This is a genomic window from Leisingera sp. F5 (assembly GCF_001593695.1).
In genome coordinates, this window is sequence record NZ_LUKH01000027.1 from 1 (window position 1) to 13,179 (window position 13,179).

A 13,179-nucleotide genomic window follows, 5' to 3' on the forward strand; every position below is an offset into this window, starting at 1 on the left:
CGGACGCCACTGGCATAACCCGTGGTATCAACCGGTCGGTTACTCCTCAATGATCGAGCGCGAGTGCTTGTCGTGTCTGCGCAGAGCAGTCTGCCTGCGGGCTGTTTTGCGCTTCCGGTCAATGATTTCCCGGTTTGGCAAGGAATGTGATATACTTGCTGCAGGCAGGCCGCGGGCGGCGGCTGCCGTGTGTGTTCACCAGTTATCAGATGCAAAGGAGGATGGTCGTGAGACATCTTCTTTCAATGTCAGCAGCTGCTGCGGCCGGGCTGTGCGCCGTGGGGCAGCCAGCTTCAGCGGAACTGAAATACTCCAACAACTCCGGCGGCTCCGTCGAAATCTACGGTCATTTGAACCCCGCCATCATTTCTGTCGACGACGGCCAGCAGACCGAGACAAATGTGCTGGACAATGATCTGTCCCGCTCCAGGGTCGGGCTGCGGCTGATGCAGCCGTTTGGCAGCAATACCTTCGGGTTCCGGTTTGAAACCGGGCTTGGCTTTCCGAATTCAACCGAAGTCAACCAGTTCGGATCGAACTACAGCGGCTGGACGCGGGCCGACCTGCGCCACGTGGATTTCTGGCTGGAAGGGAGCTGGGGCAAGTTTTCCGCAGGGCAGGGCAGCATGGTGGCCGACGGGGCGGCTGAGACGGACCTGTCCTATGTCGGGACCGCGCTTTACTCCTATACTGTGGATGCCAATGCCGGATTTCTGATCCGGGACACGGCCGGAGCCCTGAGCGGGCCTGCCTTGGTCAACGCTTATGACAATCTCGATGGGTCCCGCCGGGGCCGGATCCGCTATGACACACCAGACTTCAACGGCTTTTCTGCCGGGGTTGCCTGGGGGCAGAATGTTCTCTCTTCAGGTGACGATGCGGACTATTATGACATTGGCCTGTTCTACGGGCAGGACTACGGCTCAACTGCCTTCAGCGCCTCATTGGCGTATCAGGTGCGTGATAATGCCGGTGCCGAACGGTCCGATGTGCTGGGTGCAGCTTCGGTGCTTCTGGACAATGGCCTCAGCTTTACAGTTGCGGGCGGCACCCGGGACGATGACGCAGCGGGCGCCAGCGACCCAAGCTATTACTACGCCAAGATCGGCTATGAAAATGAGTGGTTCAACTGGGGTAAAACCGGTGTCGGCGTGCATTACTATGACGGCGAAGACTTCAATGTCACCGGGTCCAGCGCCAAAGGCTGGGGGATCGGTGCGGTTCAGAAAGTCGAGAACCTCAATACCGATATCTACCTGACCTATCAGGTGTATGAATATGAGGATGCGGCAGCGACTTATCAGGATCTGACCACTTGGGTTCTGGGGGCGCGTTGGAAATTCTGATCCAGCGAGGCGCAGCGCACTGAAATGCCCCGGTTGTCCGGGGTTTTTTGCCGGTCGCCGCGGCGCTGCCCTGTGCAAAAATGAATGCAGTATTGAGCGTATGCGCAGGGTTGCAGAAATTGCATGGCCACTCTGATCCTACCGATTGGGTGAAAGTGACCTTCTTCACCTAACGCATTGTCCGTAAGCGGTTTCTTGCAGGCAAAAAACCGCCGCAGGCAAAATACCGCCTGTTCATTTTTCCTGATCTCGGTGTGAATTTTCAACCCTGAAGGGACGGAAAAACGCGTGATAGCTCCTGGCTCAAGCAGCGGTCTCAGGGATGGAGAGACGTGCTGCTGACGGAACAGGAGACTAAAAGATAATGAGCATTAAATTTGCAGCGCGCGCAGGCGCGGCCTCTTTGGCAGCAGCGCTTGCAGCCCCGGCATTTGCGGGCCCGGCTTACACCAATGACACCGGCGGCAGCTTCCGCTGGTACGGGCAGTTCAACCCGTCGTTCCAGTCCTTTGACGACGGGCAGGAAGATTTTAACCGCCTGGTGGACAACGAGGCATCCAATTCGCGCATCGGTTTCGAATTGGAGCAGGCCTACGGTGAAAATACTCTGCGGTTCCGCTTTGAGACCGCTTTCGGGTTTCGCGGGTCTGACGGGGTCAGCCAGCTGACCACCGGCGACAATGTTAGCTGGGACCGCACCAATATCCGCCATGTTGATTTCCTGTTCGACACTGCCAGCTATGGCCGCTTTTCGGCGGGTCAGGGCTCGATGGCAACCGACGGCATCACTGGCGCGGATTTCTCGGGCACCGGCCTTGGCGCCTCCAACTCGGTTGCCGACTCCGCGGGCGGCTATGCCTTCCGCACCACCGCGGGTGCGCTCAGCGGTGTTGATATCGGCGATGCCTTCTCCGATCTGGACGGCGGCCGCCTGGGCCGGGTCCGCTATGACACGCCGGAACTTGCGGGCTTTACCCTGTCCGCCTCTTACGGCACTGACGTGCTGAAGGACGCAAACGACCGCGAAAGCTATGACGTGGCGGTGCGTTGGGCCAATGATGACGCGGCAGGTTTTGCCATCGACAGCGGCATCGGCGCCTCCTGGACAGAAGAAACCGGTAAAGCCGACCAGCGCGACATCTCAGGCTCCTTTGCGGTGCTGCACAAGGCAACCGGGGTTTCGCTGAACCTGGCTGCGGGCGAGCGCGACATTGCAGGCACCTACGCCTATGCCAAACTGGGCTACAAGGCGGATCTGATCCCGGCGGGCTCTACTGCGTTCTCGGTTGATTACTATGACGGCTCGGACATGGTCACCGCGGGTGACAGCGCCGAGTCCTGGGGCGTGGCCGCGGTCCAGAAGATCGACGCATACAATGTCGAAACCTATCTGGCTTACCGTGACTATTCCTATGCCGATACCAGTGCTGCCGCCTATCAGGATGCCAATGTGATCCTGGCCGGCGCCCGCTGGAAGTTCTGAAACTCCCTCCCTCGGTTGCAGAACGGAGACACGCCCCTTTGCGGGCGTGTTTTTCTTTTGCGCGGTCCGGAAATCCGCGGGATTGCGCGCGAAACCGGCAATGCCTCTTGCGCCGCGGCGCCTGGGGAAATAGAAGACCGCAAATTGTCTGGGGGCGCCTGCGCGCACGCGCCCCGAATCTCTATGGGGTATAGGATGCAGGTCACCGAGACGCTGAACGAAGGTCTGAAACGCGGCTACGCCATCACCGTCACGGCTGCCGAGCTGGACGCGAAGGTCAACGACAAGCTCGTCGAAGCACAGCCGGAAGTCGAAATGAAAGGTTTCCGCAAGGGCAAGGTGCCGATGGCGCTGCTGAAAAAGCAGTTCGGCCAGCGCCTGATGGGCGAAGCCATGCAGGAAGCCGTTGACGGCGCCATGAACAAGCACTTCGAGGACAGCGGCGACCGTCCGGCGCAGCAGCCCGACGTGAAAATGACCAACGAAGACTGGAAAGAAGGCGACGACGTCAACGTCGAGCTGGCCTATGAGGCCCTGCCGGAAATTCCTGAGGTCGACTTCTCCGGCGTTGAGCTGGAAAAGCTGGTTGTGAAGGCCGAAGAGGAAGCCGTCACCGAAGCGCTGACCAACCTGGCCGACACCGCCAAGGAATTCGAAGCCCGTGAAGAGGGTGCAGCAGCTGAAGACGGCGACCAGGTCGTAATCGACTTCCTGGGCAAGATCGACGGCGAAGCCTTTGAAGGCGGCGCAGGCGACGACTATCCGCTGGCCCTGGGCTCCAACTCCTTCATCCCCGGCTTCGAAGAGCAGCTGATCGGCACCAAAGCCGGTGAAGAAAAAGACGTGACCGTGTCCTTCCCGGAAGAATACGGCGCCGAGCACCTGGCCGGCAAAGAAGCTGTCTTCACCTGCAAGGTGAAAGAGGTGAGAGCCCCGAAAGCGGCTGAGATCAACGACGAGCTGGCGGCCAAATTCGGCGCTGACGATCTGGACGCCCTGAAGTCCCAGATCACCGAGCGTCTGGAAGCCGAATACGCCGGTGCCGCCCGCGCGGTGATGAAGCGCGCGCTGCTGGACCAGCTGGACACTCTGGTCTCCTTCGATCTGCCGCCGTCGCTGGTCGACGCCGAAGCCAAGCAGATCGCGCATCAGCTGTGGCACGAGGACAACCCGGAAGTCGAAGGCCACGATCATCCCGAGATCGAAACCACCGACGAGCACACCAAACTGGCCGAACGCCGCGTGCGCCTGGGCCTGCTGCTGGCCGAGCTGGGACAGAAAGCCGAAGTCGAAGTGACCGACGCCGAGATGACCCAGGCGATCATGGCGCAGGCGCGCCAGTATCCGGGCCAGGAACGCCAGTTCTTTGAATTCATCCAGCAGAACGCCCAGATGCAGCAGCAGCTGCGCGCGCCGCTGTTTGAAGACAAGGTTGTCGATCACATCGTTGAGCAGGCGAAAGTCACGGAGAAAGAAATCTCCAAGGACGATCTGCAGAAAGCTGTCGAGGAGCTGGACGAGGAGTAATCCTCTCAGCCTTCAGAGTTACGGAAAGGCCGCCCATGGGGCGGCCTTTTTCGTTTGCGCGCAGGTGACTATGGAACAACCCGTTCCTGAAGCCATAACAAGGACGGGTAGGCGGCCAGCCAGATCCAGAAGAACCGGTTCAGCCCGAACAGGCAGGCATTGGCCAGATGGAACAGCGCTGCGGTGAACAGCGCCAGCACCAGTGCCTCGCGGCTGAACAGGGCCAGCGGAAACAGCACTTCGAACAGCATCACGGCCCAGCCCATGGCCCACAGCAGCCGCGGGCGGTCCGCCAGCCCGCGCAGGTCCTCGCTGACCGGATAGGCGGAGAAGCGGAACACATCCTGAAGCGCGCGGCCGGAGCGCCACTCCGGGTTCACGATCTTGACCTGGCCGGAAATGAAGTAGCAGATCACCAGCTGCCCGGCGAGATAAGCGAACGCATATTCCTGCCACTGTTCGGACGGCAGCCAGCGGGCTGCAGTAAGGCAGCAAAGAACCAGAAGGCTCATCTTGTCGCTGCCGCCGTTATAGGGGCCTTGGAACCGCTGCAGGATCAGCAGGCCCAGTCCGAGCAGCCCCAGCAGCACCCAGGGTGTGGCAATGCCGAACAGCAGAAGCCCGGACAGCAGGAGGCGGGGTCCGTAAATCACCTGTTCATTCCGGAAGCCCGCCAGATGTTCGGCGCTTTGCTGCAGGAAGGCAAAAGCCAGCAGAATTTCAGTTGTGCGCAGGGCCAGCTCCAGGCTCATGCGGATGCCATCCCGGCAATCAGAAACGGGTCGGATTGGTAGGTGACAGCCTTGACCAGCCGGCCGTCCTCGTTGCGGTCGGTGAAGACCAGCCGGAATTGGAGATAGGGCAGGCGGGCACCGGGCGGCAGCGTGCGCTCCAGCTCGGCGGAGATGCGGCGCAGGATTTCCTTCTGGCTGTGGCCGCTTGGGGTTAGTGTCAGCCGTTCTGCGCAGCTGACCAGGAACAGGGTTTCGTTCCAGCGCGGGTTCCACAGCATCCGGCAGGCCATTGCCCAGGGTGCCAGGTGCTGCGGGCGCGGCCGGAATTCATGCCACTGCGCAGCAACGCTTGTGGCCGCGCCAAGCATGGCCCATTCCACCCGCGGCGACGGGTCGACCGATTTGAAGAAACGCCAGGACGGCATCAGCGCGGGCAGCAGAAGGTTCAGCAAGGACAGCATGGCACCAGTAAACCGGAGGACCGTTAGAATTCTGCTAAAACGCCGGCTGTTTCACGGCGCAAGGCTCCCGTCCGTCCTTGATGCCTTTCTGCGAAAGGCACCGCGTCCCGTTGGGCCGGGCAGCGCCCTGCCGGGCGCTGCGGCGCCGGGAGATCAGGGGCGCAGGCCGGTTTCCTTCAGCATGCCGCGGCGCTTGGCCTCGTGGTAATAGCCGCGCGAATAATGTTTGACGGCCTGGTCCTGGCTGCCGTCGGAGATCAGCCAGGCACCGCGCAAATATTTCACCGAGAATTGCAGGTTGGTGTCAGCATCCAGCAGATCCTTGGGCTTGCCCCTGAACCCCATCGAGCGCGCGGTGGCAGGAAGGATCTGCAGCAGCCCGTAATAGGGCCGGTTCACCGCATGGGGCCGGTGAGTGCTTTCGCGCACAGCCAGCCGGTGCACCAGGCTGCGCGGCACCTTGTAATGATCGGCCCAATAATTGATCTTTTGCCGCAGTTCGGGCGTTTCATTGGGAAAGAGCGGCGGCGTGTGCTGAACCGCCTTGGGAGGCGAAGCTATGCCTGCGCAAGCCGCCAGAACTGCGGCGGCAAAAAATGAAATCAGAAGGTTCCGGCGCGTCATGCAGCCTCCGAAAGCAGGGAGTTCGAACGCAGCTTAACCGCATTGCTGCAGGCTGCAACGGTGCCCTGCCTCCGCCGCGCTGCAACCGGCAGGGAACCGCCAAGCCTGTTAGGGAGTCTGCCGCGCAGCCGGGCCCGGGCAGCAGCCCTCTGACTGGATCAAACTTTAATCATTAGACATTTGTTAAATATGGTTTCCTACTACATATTGGGTGTGCGCATTGAGGCAGAAACAACCCTCAGGGCAGTTAGCCCCTCACGCCTGTGGGGCTGCTGACCAAATCGGGCAGAGGGGGCCGCGGCTGTTTCCCAACTTTTCCGCGGTCCCTATAAGCGCCGGGTAACTCTTGAAACACGCATCACACCAGCGGATCCACCGGGTGCCGGTCACCGGATGGCCGCGGTTCTTCCTGCAATTGATGCTCACAATGTGCTGGCTGCACTCTTTGCCAGCGGTGCCGTCTACCGCTCTGAATACCCTGCGGATGACAGCGCCTGCATCAGATCCAGCTTTGCCCGGCGCCTAGCCGTCGTTCAGCGCCATCCAGGCGGCGCTGGAACAGGCTTGTGCCAAACCGGGCAGCTGCTGGTCCGCTCACAGGCGGGTGCCTTTGCCGTGCTCAACAGGTTTGTGCACTGTCAGCCTGGCGGCATTCCAGAGTATGTCCTGCCGGACCGGGGCCGTCCCGGGAAGCGGGCTGCCCAGCAGGCCCCGGAGGCGCGAAAAACCCGCTTCCAGGTTTGATCATCCCCTGCGGCACCGGGTCGGAAATCGCCTCGGTTTTGAAGACCGGCGTGTCGAACCTGTGCCCGCGCAGCAGCCGGAACAACAGCCGGCGGCGCAAGGCGAGCTCCTCTTGCTCTAATGATTTTTCCATATCACGTCCCCGTTTTTTCTCTCTCCCGGCACCATCCTGGCAAGGGAGGGCAAACAGGAGGTTTATGGGGGAGGTGTATGTTTCTACAACTTAGGGCATCTTTTCAAACTGTTAAGGTAAAAAAGAAAAGGCCGCTCAATCGAGCGGCCTTTTCCGTGTTTCCCTGATCCGGCTGGATCAGTTGGTTTCTTCGTCAGTGGCGTCAGCGGCCGGAGCGTCGTCGTCGTCAGACGCAGCGGAACCGATATCGTCGAACAGTTCGGAGATCTCGTATTCAGCAGCGGCTTCCTCTTCGGCGGCCAGCTCCTGGATCGATTTACCCGATGCCTGCAGTTCAGCTTCTTCAGCCGAGCGGGCAACGTTCAGGTCGATAGTGGCTTCGACTTCCGGGTGCAGACGCACGGAAACCGTGTGCAGGCCGAGGTATTTGATCGGAGCGATCAGAGCGACCTGTTTCTTGTCAACGGTGAAACCGTCCGCGGTTGCGGCATCGGCTGCGTCGCGCGGAGTGACCGAACCGTACAGCGCGCCCGCGTCCGATGCGGAGCGAATCACGATGAACTGCTGGCCGTTCAGCTTTGCTGCCAGAGCTTCGGCTTCTTTTTTGGTTTCCAGGTTGCGCGCTTCCAGCTGCGCTTTCTGGTCCTCAAAGGAGGCGATGTTGGCCTCAGAGGCGGTTTTCGCCTTGCCCTGCGGCAGCAGGAAGTTGCGGGCGAACCCGGGCTTCACGTCAACGACGTCGCCCATCTGGCCCAGCTTTGCAACGCGCTCAAGAAGGATAACTTGCATGTGCTTATCTCCTTACTTCACGGCGTAGGGCAGCAGGGCGAGGAAGCGGGCGCGCTTGATAGCACGGGCCAGCTCACGCTGCTTCTTGGCCGAAACGGCGGTGATGCGCGACGGTACGATCTTGCCGCGCTCAGAGATGTAGCGCTGCAGAAGACGGGTGTCTTTGTAATCGATTGCCGGTGCGTTGTCGCCCGAGAACGGGCACACTTTGCGGCGGCGGAAAAACGGTTTGGCTGCCATGGTTTAGCGTCCTTTTCTCAAGCTAAGATCAGCGGCGCTCGCGACGGGTGTCGCGTTCATCGCGTTTCTGCATCTGGACCGAGGGGCCTTCGTTGTGCTCGTCGACCTTGATGGTCAGGACGCGCATCACGTCATCATGCAGACGCATCAGGCGTTCCATTTCCTGAATGGCGCCGGCGGGGGCGTCAGTCTTCAGGAAGGAGTAATGCCCCTTGCGGTTTTTGTTGATCTTGTAGGCCATCGTCTTGACGCCCCAGTACTCCTGCTCGACCAGCTTGCCGCCGTTGTCGGACAGAACAGCACCGAAATGTTCGATGAGGCCTTCAGCTTGCGAGTTGGACAGGTCCTGACGCGCAATCATGACATGCTCATAGAGTGGCATGCGAACTCCTGTTTGTGTCTAGGCGCATTTCATAGAACGGGCATCAAAGCTTCCGCTGCCCGGTCACGAGAGGCTGCGCGGATCGAAAATGTCGCGGAAGCAGGGCCTCCTATACAGGCTGCGGCCGAAAGAGCAAGGCAAAAGGGCGGGTCCCCGCCACTGGCCGCCATCGCCGCCGCAAAACCGCAAGGCCGCCGCATTGATGCCGCAAAACAGGTCTTCACTCCTTAACGAAGCCTTAACGCGGAGAACAGCCGCGGTGCCGGTGCATCCGGCAGGGGCAGCTTGAGAAAGGGCAATCGAATGGCAGTGACAGATCAAACCCCGCCGCAGTTAACCCGCGCCCCTGTGACCAATGCCTTGGGCTCCGTGGCGCGCGCGGTGCCGCTGAGCTTGCGGCTGGAAGCGAACTGGAAGCTGCGCGTTGCTCTGCTGCGGGTGCTGGGGGCGGCAATGATCCTCAGCTCCACCGGGCTGTGGCTGGTTCCGGGCGCGGGTGCAGATCCTGAGATGAACCTGATCCGGATCGGTATTTCGGTGGTGTTTCTGCTGATCGGGCTGGTGCTGATGACCGCGCATGACCCCGGCAGCCGCCCCGAGGCGTGCTTTGATCCGGTGCGCCGCGAGCTGCGGGTGCTGCAGCGCGATGATCGGGGCCGTCCGCGCACCGTGTTGCGCCGCAGCTATGACACTCTGGGCGGGGTGCGGCTGACAGCGGCAACGGTGCAGATGTATGAAACCGACGGCAGCCTGCTGATCGAGCTGCCCATCGGCTCTGCTGCAATGCGCAGCCAGCTGCGCGACCAGCTCAGCGGCGCGGTGCGGATCCTGACCTGATCCGCCTTCACGATTGCGCGAGGAGTTTCCGCCGGCTTGTCCGGCGGGTTTTGTGTTCGCGCGTTCACAGGTAATGTTGGTTTTTGCGGGCTTCCCTTTTGGGGGCGTGCGCCGCATCTGTTGCCTCATGATTTATTCTGACGGAGCCTTTCCCATGAAAACGACCCTGTTCGCTGCCGCCCTGGCTGCTGTTGCCGCAACCGGCGCTGCTGCCGCACCGGAAAAATACGTGCTGGATTCCAGCCACAGCCAGATCCTGTTTGATTACAATCACCTGGGTTACTCGACCACCTACGGCCTGTTTTCGGGTTTTGAAGGCGAGATCATGTTCGATCAGGAAGATCCGGCAGCCTCCAGCGTTTCGGTGGCCATGCCGCTCAGCATGATGTTCACCGGTTGGCAGGCCCGTTTCGACCACTTCATGACCAAAGATTTCTTCGACGCAACTGAAGACGAAACTGTCAGCTTCACCTCCACCGCAATCGAAGTGACCGGCGACAACACCGCCAAGATCAGCGGCGATCTGACCCTGAACGGCGTGACCAAACCGGTGGTGCTGGACGCCAAGCTGAACCAGTCCGGCGACCACCCTATGGCGAAAAAGCCCTGGGCCGGTTTTGACGCCACCACGTCGGTTCTGCGCTCGGACTACAACCTGGGCCAGTTTGCGCCTTTTGTCAGCGACGAAGTGAACATCAAGATCTCAGTCGAAGCGATGAAGGCCGACAGCTAAGGCTCAGCCGCTGTTTTGAAAGCCTTGCCGCCAGCTCCTCCGGGGCTGGCGGCTTTTTGTTGCCTGTCCGCAAGTCCGGCGCCGTCCCTCGCCAAAGCGTGACAGGAGTTCATTGGTGTTTTCCCAGGCGTTGCGGCAGGCTGTAGCCGGCCCCTCCGGCCGCTTAAGAAAGGAGGCACCATGTTTCGCCTAGGCTACTTCGTGTCAGCCGGTGCGGCATTGGCCCTTGCTGCCAATCTGGCGTTCACACCGCCGGCTGCCGCCCATGATTCAGGCCGTGATACCGCCCGCGCCATTGCCGGGCTGATCGCTCTAGGACTCATCGCCAAGAATCTGAATGACCGTAATGACCGCCACCGCGGTTACACGCATTCATACCAGCCGCGCACCTACTACCGGCCTCATCGCGGCCACGGCCATTACGCCGGCCGCCACAGGAACCATGACCGCGGCATACACCGCCACCGCACCCGCCACGGCGGCTATTACCGGCACCGCCACTGACATTTGGATGCGGCAAAACCAGTTGAGCAGCAACCGTCTGCCGCAAAGCGGCACAGCGCCGCGCGTCAGCGCGGCGCCCGGCCCAAGGCTGCCAGGGGGATCAGCCCGCTGATCACCCGCAGGCGCGGGAGGGCTCCGGCCCTGGCTCAACCCTCCCTGGCTCAACCGTCTCCGGATCAGCCAGCGCCCGGATCACTCCGCCCGCTTGGCCTCCAGCTCCACTGGAACCTCCACAGCAAACCCCAGCGAGCTTTCATCCGGCAGGCTTTTGCCAATGCCGAAATCGAGACGGTTCAGGGTCATCGTGCCGGCCATCTTTGCGGTGTTATCCTGCAGATCCAGGCTGAAGGGCAGGGTGACTGGCACCGTCTGCCCCTTGATGGTCAGGGTGCCGGCAGCCTGATAGCCCTCGGCCAGTTTCTCGATATCCGCCTTGAACAGGGCGGTCGGGAAATTGGCGCTGTCAAAGTAATCGGCGCCCATGGCCTGACCGGCAACCGATCCCAGTTCCAAGGACGGGATTGACACGGTCACCTCCGCATCGCCTGCCGGGCCGGGCGCGGCAGGCTCCTCGAAATTGATCACCGCCGTCCACTCGCCAAAACTGCCGTTGATGACGCTGCCCATCTGCGTCACAGAAATTCCCACTGTCCCGGACTGCACCGCCCAGCCGCCTGCTTTCGCTTCAGTCGGATCCGCGGCAACAACCGGGGCCATGGTGCCTCCCGCACCGAGATCCTGCTCCTCGGCCTGGCTTTGGCTCTGCCCGCCATAGACACCAATTATTGCGCCGCCACCCAAGGCACCTGCCCAGACCGCCAGCGCCGCCAGCACCGGCACCAGACTGTGGGTTTGCGCGGGCGGCTGCGGCAGATCTGCGCGCCCCGGCAGCATCCGGCGCAAAGTGGCGTCGCGGTCAATCACATGATGTTTCAGCGCGCCGGCAATATGCAGCCCCAAGGACGCGGCCAGGGTCCAGACCAGAACCCAGTGCAAGCCTGCGAAAAAAACCGCCGCGTGGTCGGATTTCGGCACAAACGGCAGGCTTTGGCCGAACGGCCACCAGATCGGCGCAAAACCTGTGGTCGCGGCATGATGGATCCAGCCTGACAGCGGCACCGCCACCAGCGAGCCATAGAGCAGCCAATGCACCATTTCCGCCGCCAGCGCCTCCGCCTTGCGGTCCGGATGCAGCAGGCCGGGTTTCGGCTGGCTCAGCGCCCACAGGATCCGCAACAGCGCGGTAAAGAACACCGCGACGCCAATGGTCTTGTGCAGCGAGAACAACAGCGTGGCCCGTGCAATCACCGCCTGGCTGCCGTCAAACCCCGGGCTTTGGATCTCATGCGCCAGCTCATTGGCGAAATACCCCAGCGGAAAGGCCGAGAAAATCAGCAAGGCGGTCAGCCAGTGGAAACTCTTGGCGACACTGCCGTAGGAGGTAAATGTGTTGGCACGGGACATTGGCGCGCATTTCCTTGTCAGATTCCGGTGGCATTAACCTAACTGCGGGGGGCTGCGTTGCAACGGCAGGATTTGTCAGCCGGCGCACAGCCTTGGTGCGCAAAGTGCGGCTTTGCTTGTACGCAGGGGAAAGGCCCGTTAAATCAGGCAAAACGTTAAAACAGACGAGGTCTTCAATGACGATCGCATTTGTGTTCCCGGGACAGGGTGCCCAGACCATCGGTATGGGCAAGGCGCTGGCCGAGGCCTATCCGGCTGCCAAAGCCATCTTTGACGAGGTGGATGACGCTTTGGGTGAAAGCCTGAGCCAGCTGATCTGGGAGGGCGACATCGAAACCCTGACCCTGACCCAGAACGCCCAGCCCGCCCTGATGGCCACCTCCATGGCCGCCATGCGCGCCTTGGAAGCCGAAGGCGTCACCATTGAAAAAGCCTCCTTTGTGGCCGGTCATTCCCTGGGCGAATATTCCGCGCTGGCTGCGGCGGGGTCGATTTCGGTGGCCGACACCGCGCGGCTCCTGCGCACCCGCGGTCTTGCCATGCAAAGCGCCGTTCCGGTGGGCGAGGGCGCCATGGCCGCGATCCTCGGTCTGGACCTCGACGCCGTGCGCGCCGTGGCCGAAGAGGCCGCACAGGGCGAAGTCTGCCAGGCGGCCAACGACAATGACCCCACCCAGGTTGTGGTCTCCGGCACCAAGGCCGCGGTCGAACGCGCCGCGGTGATCGCCAAGGAGAAGGGCGCCAAACGCGCGGTGATGCTGCCGGTGTCCGCACCCTTCCACTGCGCCCTGATGCAGCCCGCTGCCGACGCCATGGCCGAAGCGCTGGCCGGCGTCGACATCAAATCGCCGGCTGTGCCGGTCATTGCCAATGTGCGTGCAGACGCGGTGACCAGCCCGGATGAAATCCGCGCCTTGCTGGTGGAGCAGGTGACCGGCTCGGTGCGCTGGCGCGAAAGCGTGCTTGCAATGGCGGCCAAGGACGTGACCGGGTTCTGGGAGATCGGTGCCGGCAAGGCGCTGTCCGGCATGATCCGCAAGATCGACCGCGCGCTGGCCTGCCGCCAGGTGGGCACCCCGGAAGACGCCCAGGCCGCCGCTGCCGGGTAACCGGAATTTTGCAAAAATTCCGGCCCGTTTTCCGCGCCGGAAAACGGCGCCCGCTGCGGGCCGGTGCTT

Annotated in this window: 14 protein-coding genes; 7 read left to right on the plus strand and 7 right to left on the minus strand. The window is 61.7% G+C overall.

Annotated features, from left to right (window positions below; genetic code table 11):
* Window positions 1-221: 221 nt before the first annotated feature.
* The 3 genes from A2I95_RS17510 to tig all read left to right on the plus strand — a co-directional run bounded on the left by A2I95_RS17510 (window position 222) and on the right by tig (window position 4,356).
* Window positions 222-1,346, plus strand: coding sequence for a porin (locus tag A2I95_RS17510; RefSeq protein ID WP_291731535.1), 1,125 nt, complete (start codon window positions 222-224; stop codon window positions 1,344-1,346).
* A 364-nt stretch (window positions 1,347-1,710) separates the two neighbouring features.
* The gene (locus A2I95_RS17515) at window positions 1,711-2,829 is read left to right on the plus strand and encodes a porin (protein ID WP_291731537.1); all 1,119 of its coding nucleotides are present in this window, start codon (window positions 1,711-1,713) and stop codon (window positions 2,827-2,829) included.
* Window positions 2,830-3,024: 195 nt separating this feature from the next.
* A complete protein-coding gene (gene tig / locus A2I95_RS17520) occupies window positions 3,025-4,356 on the plus strand; it encodes a trigger factor (protein WP_291731541.1) in 1,332 nt (443 codons plus the stop codon).
* A 68-nt stretch (window positions 4,357-4,424) separates the two neighbouring features.
* On the opposite strand, the gene A2I95_RS17525 is transcribed toward tig, so the two are convergent.
* From A2I95_RS17525 to rpsF, 6 genes are all read right to left on the minus strand, one after another.
* Window positions 4,425-5,108, minus strand: a complete 684-nt coding sequence (locus tag A2I95_RS17525; RefSeq protein ID WP_291731543.1) for an HTTM domain-containing protein — start codon at window positions 5,106-5,108, stop codon at window positions 4,425-4,427.
* On the minus strand, window positions 5,105-5,551 hold the full coding sequence (locus A2I95_RS17530; protein WP_291731545.1) for a hypothetical protein: 447 nt from the start codon (window positions 5,549-5,551) through the stop codon (window positions 5,105-5,107). The genes A2I95_RS17525 and A2I95_RS17530 overlap by 4 nt, the downstream gene beginning before the upstream one ends.
* A gap of 153 nt (window positions 5,552-5,704) precedes the next feature.
* Window positions 5,705-6,175, minus strand: coding sequence for a lytic transglycosylase domain-containing protein (locus A2I95_RS17535; protein ID WP_291731549.1), 471 nt, complete (start codon window positions 6,173-6,175; stop codon window positions 5,705-5,707).
* Between the two features lie 1,054 nt (window positions 6,176-7,229).
* Window positions 7,230-7,841: a 50S ribosomal protein L9 gene (gene rplI / locus A2I95_RS17540; protein ID WP_291731551.1), complete on the minus strand. Its 612-nt coding sequence runs from the start codon at window positions 7,839-7,841 to the stop codon at window positions 7,230-7,232.
* A gap of 12 nt (window positions 7,842-7,853) precedes the next feature.
* Window positions 7,854-8,081, minus strand: a complete 228-nt coding sequence (rpsR, locus tag A2I95_RS17545) for a 30S ribosomal protein S18 (RefSeq protein WP_005852865.1) — start codon at window positions 8,079-8,081, stop codon at window positions 7,854-7,856.
* 28 nt (window positions 8,082-8,109) lie between these two features.
* A complete protein-coding gene (rpsF, locus tag A2I95_RS17550) occupies window positions 8,110-8,463 on the minus strand; it encodes a 30S ribosomal protein S6 (RefSeq protein WP_291731554.1) in 354 nt (117 codons plus the stop codon).
* A gap of 303 nt (window positions 8,464-8,766) precedes the next feature.
* On the opposite strand from rpsF, the gene A2I95_RS17555 reads away from it, so the two are divergent.
* The 3 genes from A2I95_RS17555 (at window position 8,767) to A2I95_RS17565 (ending at window position 10,537) form a co-directional block, all read left to right on the plus strand.
* Window positions 8,767-9,300, plus strand: coding sequence for a hypothetical protein (locus A2I95_RS17555; protein ID WP_291731556.1), 534 nt, complete (start codon window positions 8,767-8,769; stop codon window positions 9,298-9,300).
* A 154-nt stretch (window positions 9,301-9,454) separates the two neighbouring features.
* Window positions 9,455-10,033, plus strand: a complete 579-nt coding sequence (locus tag A2I95_RS17560) for a YceI family protein (RefSeq protein ID WP_291731558.1) — start codon at window positions 9,455-9,457, stop codon at window positions 10,031-10,033.
* Window positions 10,034-10,213: 180 nt separating this feature from the next.
* Entirely contained in the window at window positions 10,214-10,537 is a 324-nt protein-coding gene (locus A2I95_RS17565; RefSeq protein WP_291731560.1) for a hypothetical protein, read from the plus strand.
* Window positions 10,538-10,729: 192 nt separating this feature from the next.
* Here A2I95_RS17565 and A2I95_RS17570 read toward each other — a convergent pair whose 3' ends face one another.
* Window positions 10,730-12,001 (minus strand): cytochrome b/b6 domain-containing protein, encoded by a 1,272-nt coding sequence (locus A2I95_RS17570; RefSeq protein ID WP_291731562.1) that lies wholly within the window; start codon window positions 11,999-12,001, stop codon window positions 10,730-10,732.
* A gap of 176 nt (window positions 12,002-12,177) precedes the next feature.
* On the opposite strand from A2I95_RS17570, the gene fabD reads away from it, so the two are divergent.
* The gene (gene fabD, locus A2I95_RS17575; RefSeq protein WP_291731563.1) at window positions 12,178-13,110 is read left to right on the plus strand and encodes an ACP S-malonyltransferase; all 933 of its coding nucleotides are present in this window, start codon (window positions 12,178-12,180) and stop codon (window positions 13,108-13,110) included.
* The last annotated feature ends 69 nt before the right edge of the window (window positions 13,111-13,179 follow it).

Excerpts from the sequence above, each read along its gene's own strand:
- A2I95_RS17510 (WP_291731535.1), top strand. The coding sequence starts at position 222 with ATGGTCGTGAGACATCTTCTTTCAATGTCAGCAGCTGCTGCGGCCGGG.
- fabD (WP_291731563.1), top strand. The coding sequence starts at position 12,178 with ATGACGATCGCATTTGTGTTCCCGGGACAGGGTGCCCAGACCATCGGT.
- A2I95_RS17555 (WP_291731556.1), top strand. The coding sequence starts at position 8,767 with ATGGCAGTGACAGATCAAACCCCGCCGCAGTTAACCCGCGCCCCTGTG.
- rplI (WP_291731551.1), bottom strand. The coding sequence starts at position 7,841 with ATGCAAGTTATCCTTCTTGAGCGCGTTGCAAAGCTGGGCCAGATGGGC.
- A2I95_RS17530 (WP_291731545.1), bottom strand. The coding sequence starts at position 5,551 with ATGCTGTCCTTGCTGAACCTTCTGCTGCCCGCGCTGATGCCGTCCTGG.
- tig (WP_291731541.1), top strand. The coding sequence starts at position 3,025 with ATGCAGGTCACCGAGACGCTGAACGAAGGTCTGAAACGCGGCTACGCC.
- A2I95_RS17560 (WP_291731558.1), top strand. The coding sequence starts at position 9,455 with ATGAAAACGACCCTGTTCGCTGCCGCCCTGGCTGCTGTTGCCGCAACC.
- A2I95_RS17565 (WP_291731560.1), top strand. The coding sequence starts at position 10,214 with ATGTTTCGCCTAGGCTACTTCGTGTCAGCCGGTGCGGCATTGGCCCTT.
- A2I95_RS17535 (WP_291731549.1), bottom strand. The coding sequence starts at position 6,175 with ATGACGCGCCGGAACCTTCTGATTTCATTTTTTGCCGCCGCAGTTCTG.
- A2I95_RS17525 (WP_291731543.1), bottom strand. The coding sequence starts at position 5,108 with ATGAGCCTGGAGCTGGCCCTGCGCACAACTGAAATTCTGCTGGCTTTT.
- rpsR (WP_005852865.1), bottom strand. The coding sequence starts at position 8,081 with ATGGCAGCCAAACCGTTTTTCCGCCGCCGCAAAGTGTGCCCGTTCTCG.
- rpsF (WP_291731554.1), bottom strand. The coding sequence starts at position 8,463 with ATGCCACTCTATGAGCATGTCATGATTGCGCGTCAGGACCTGTCCAAC.
- A2I95_RS17515 (WP_291731537.1), top strand. The coding sequence starts at position 1,711 with ATGAGCATTAAATTTGCAGCGCGCGCAGGCGCGGCCTCTTTGGCAGCA.
- A2I95_RS17570 (WP_291731562.1), bottom strand. The coding sequence starts at position 12,001 with ATGTCCCGTGCCAACACATTTACCTCCTACGGCAGTGTCGCCAAGAGT.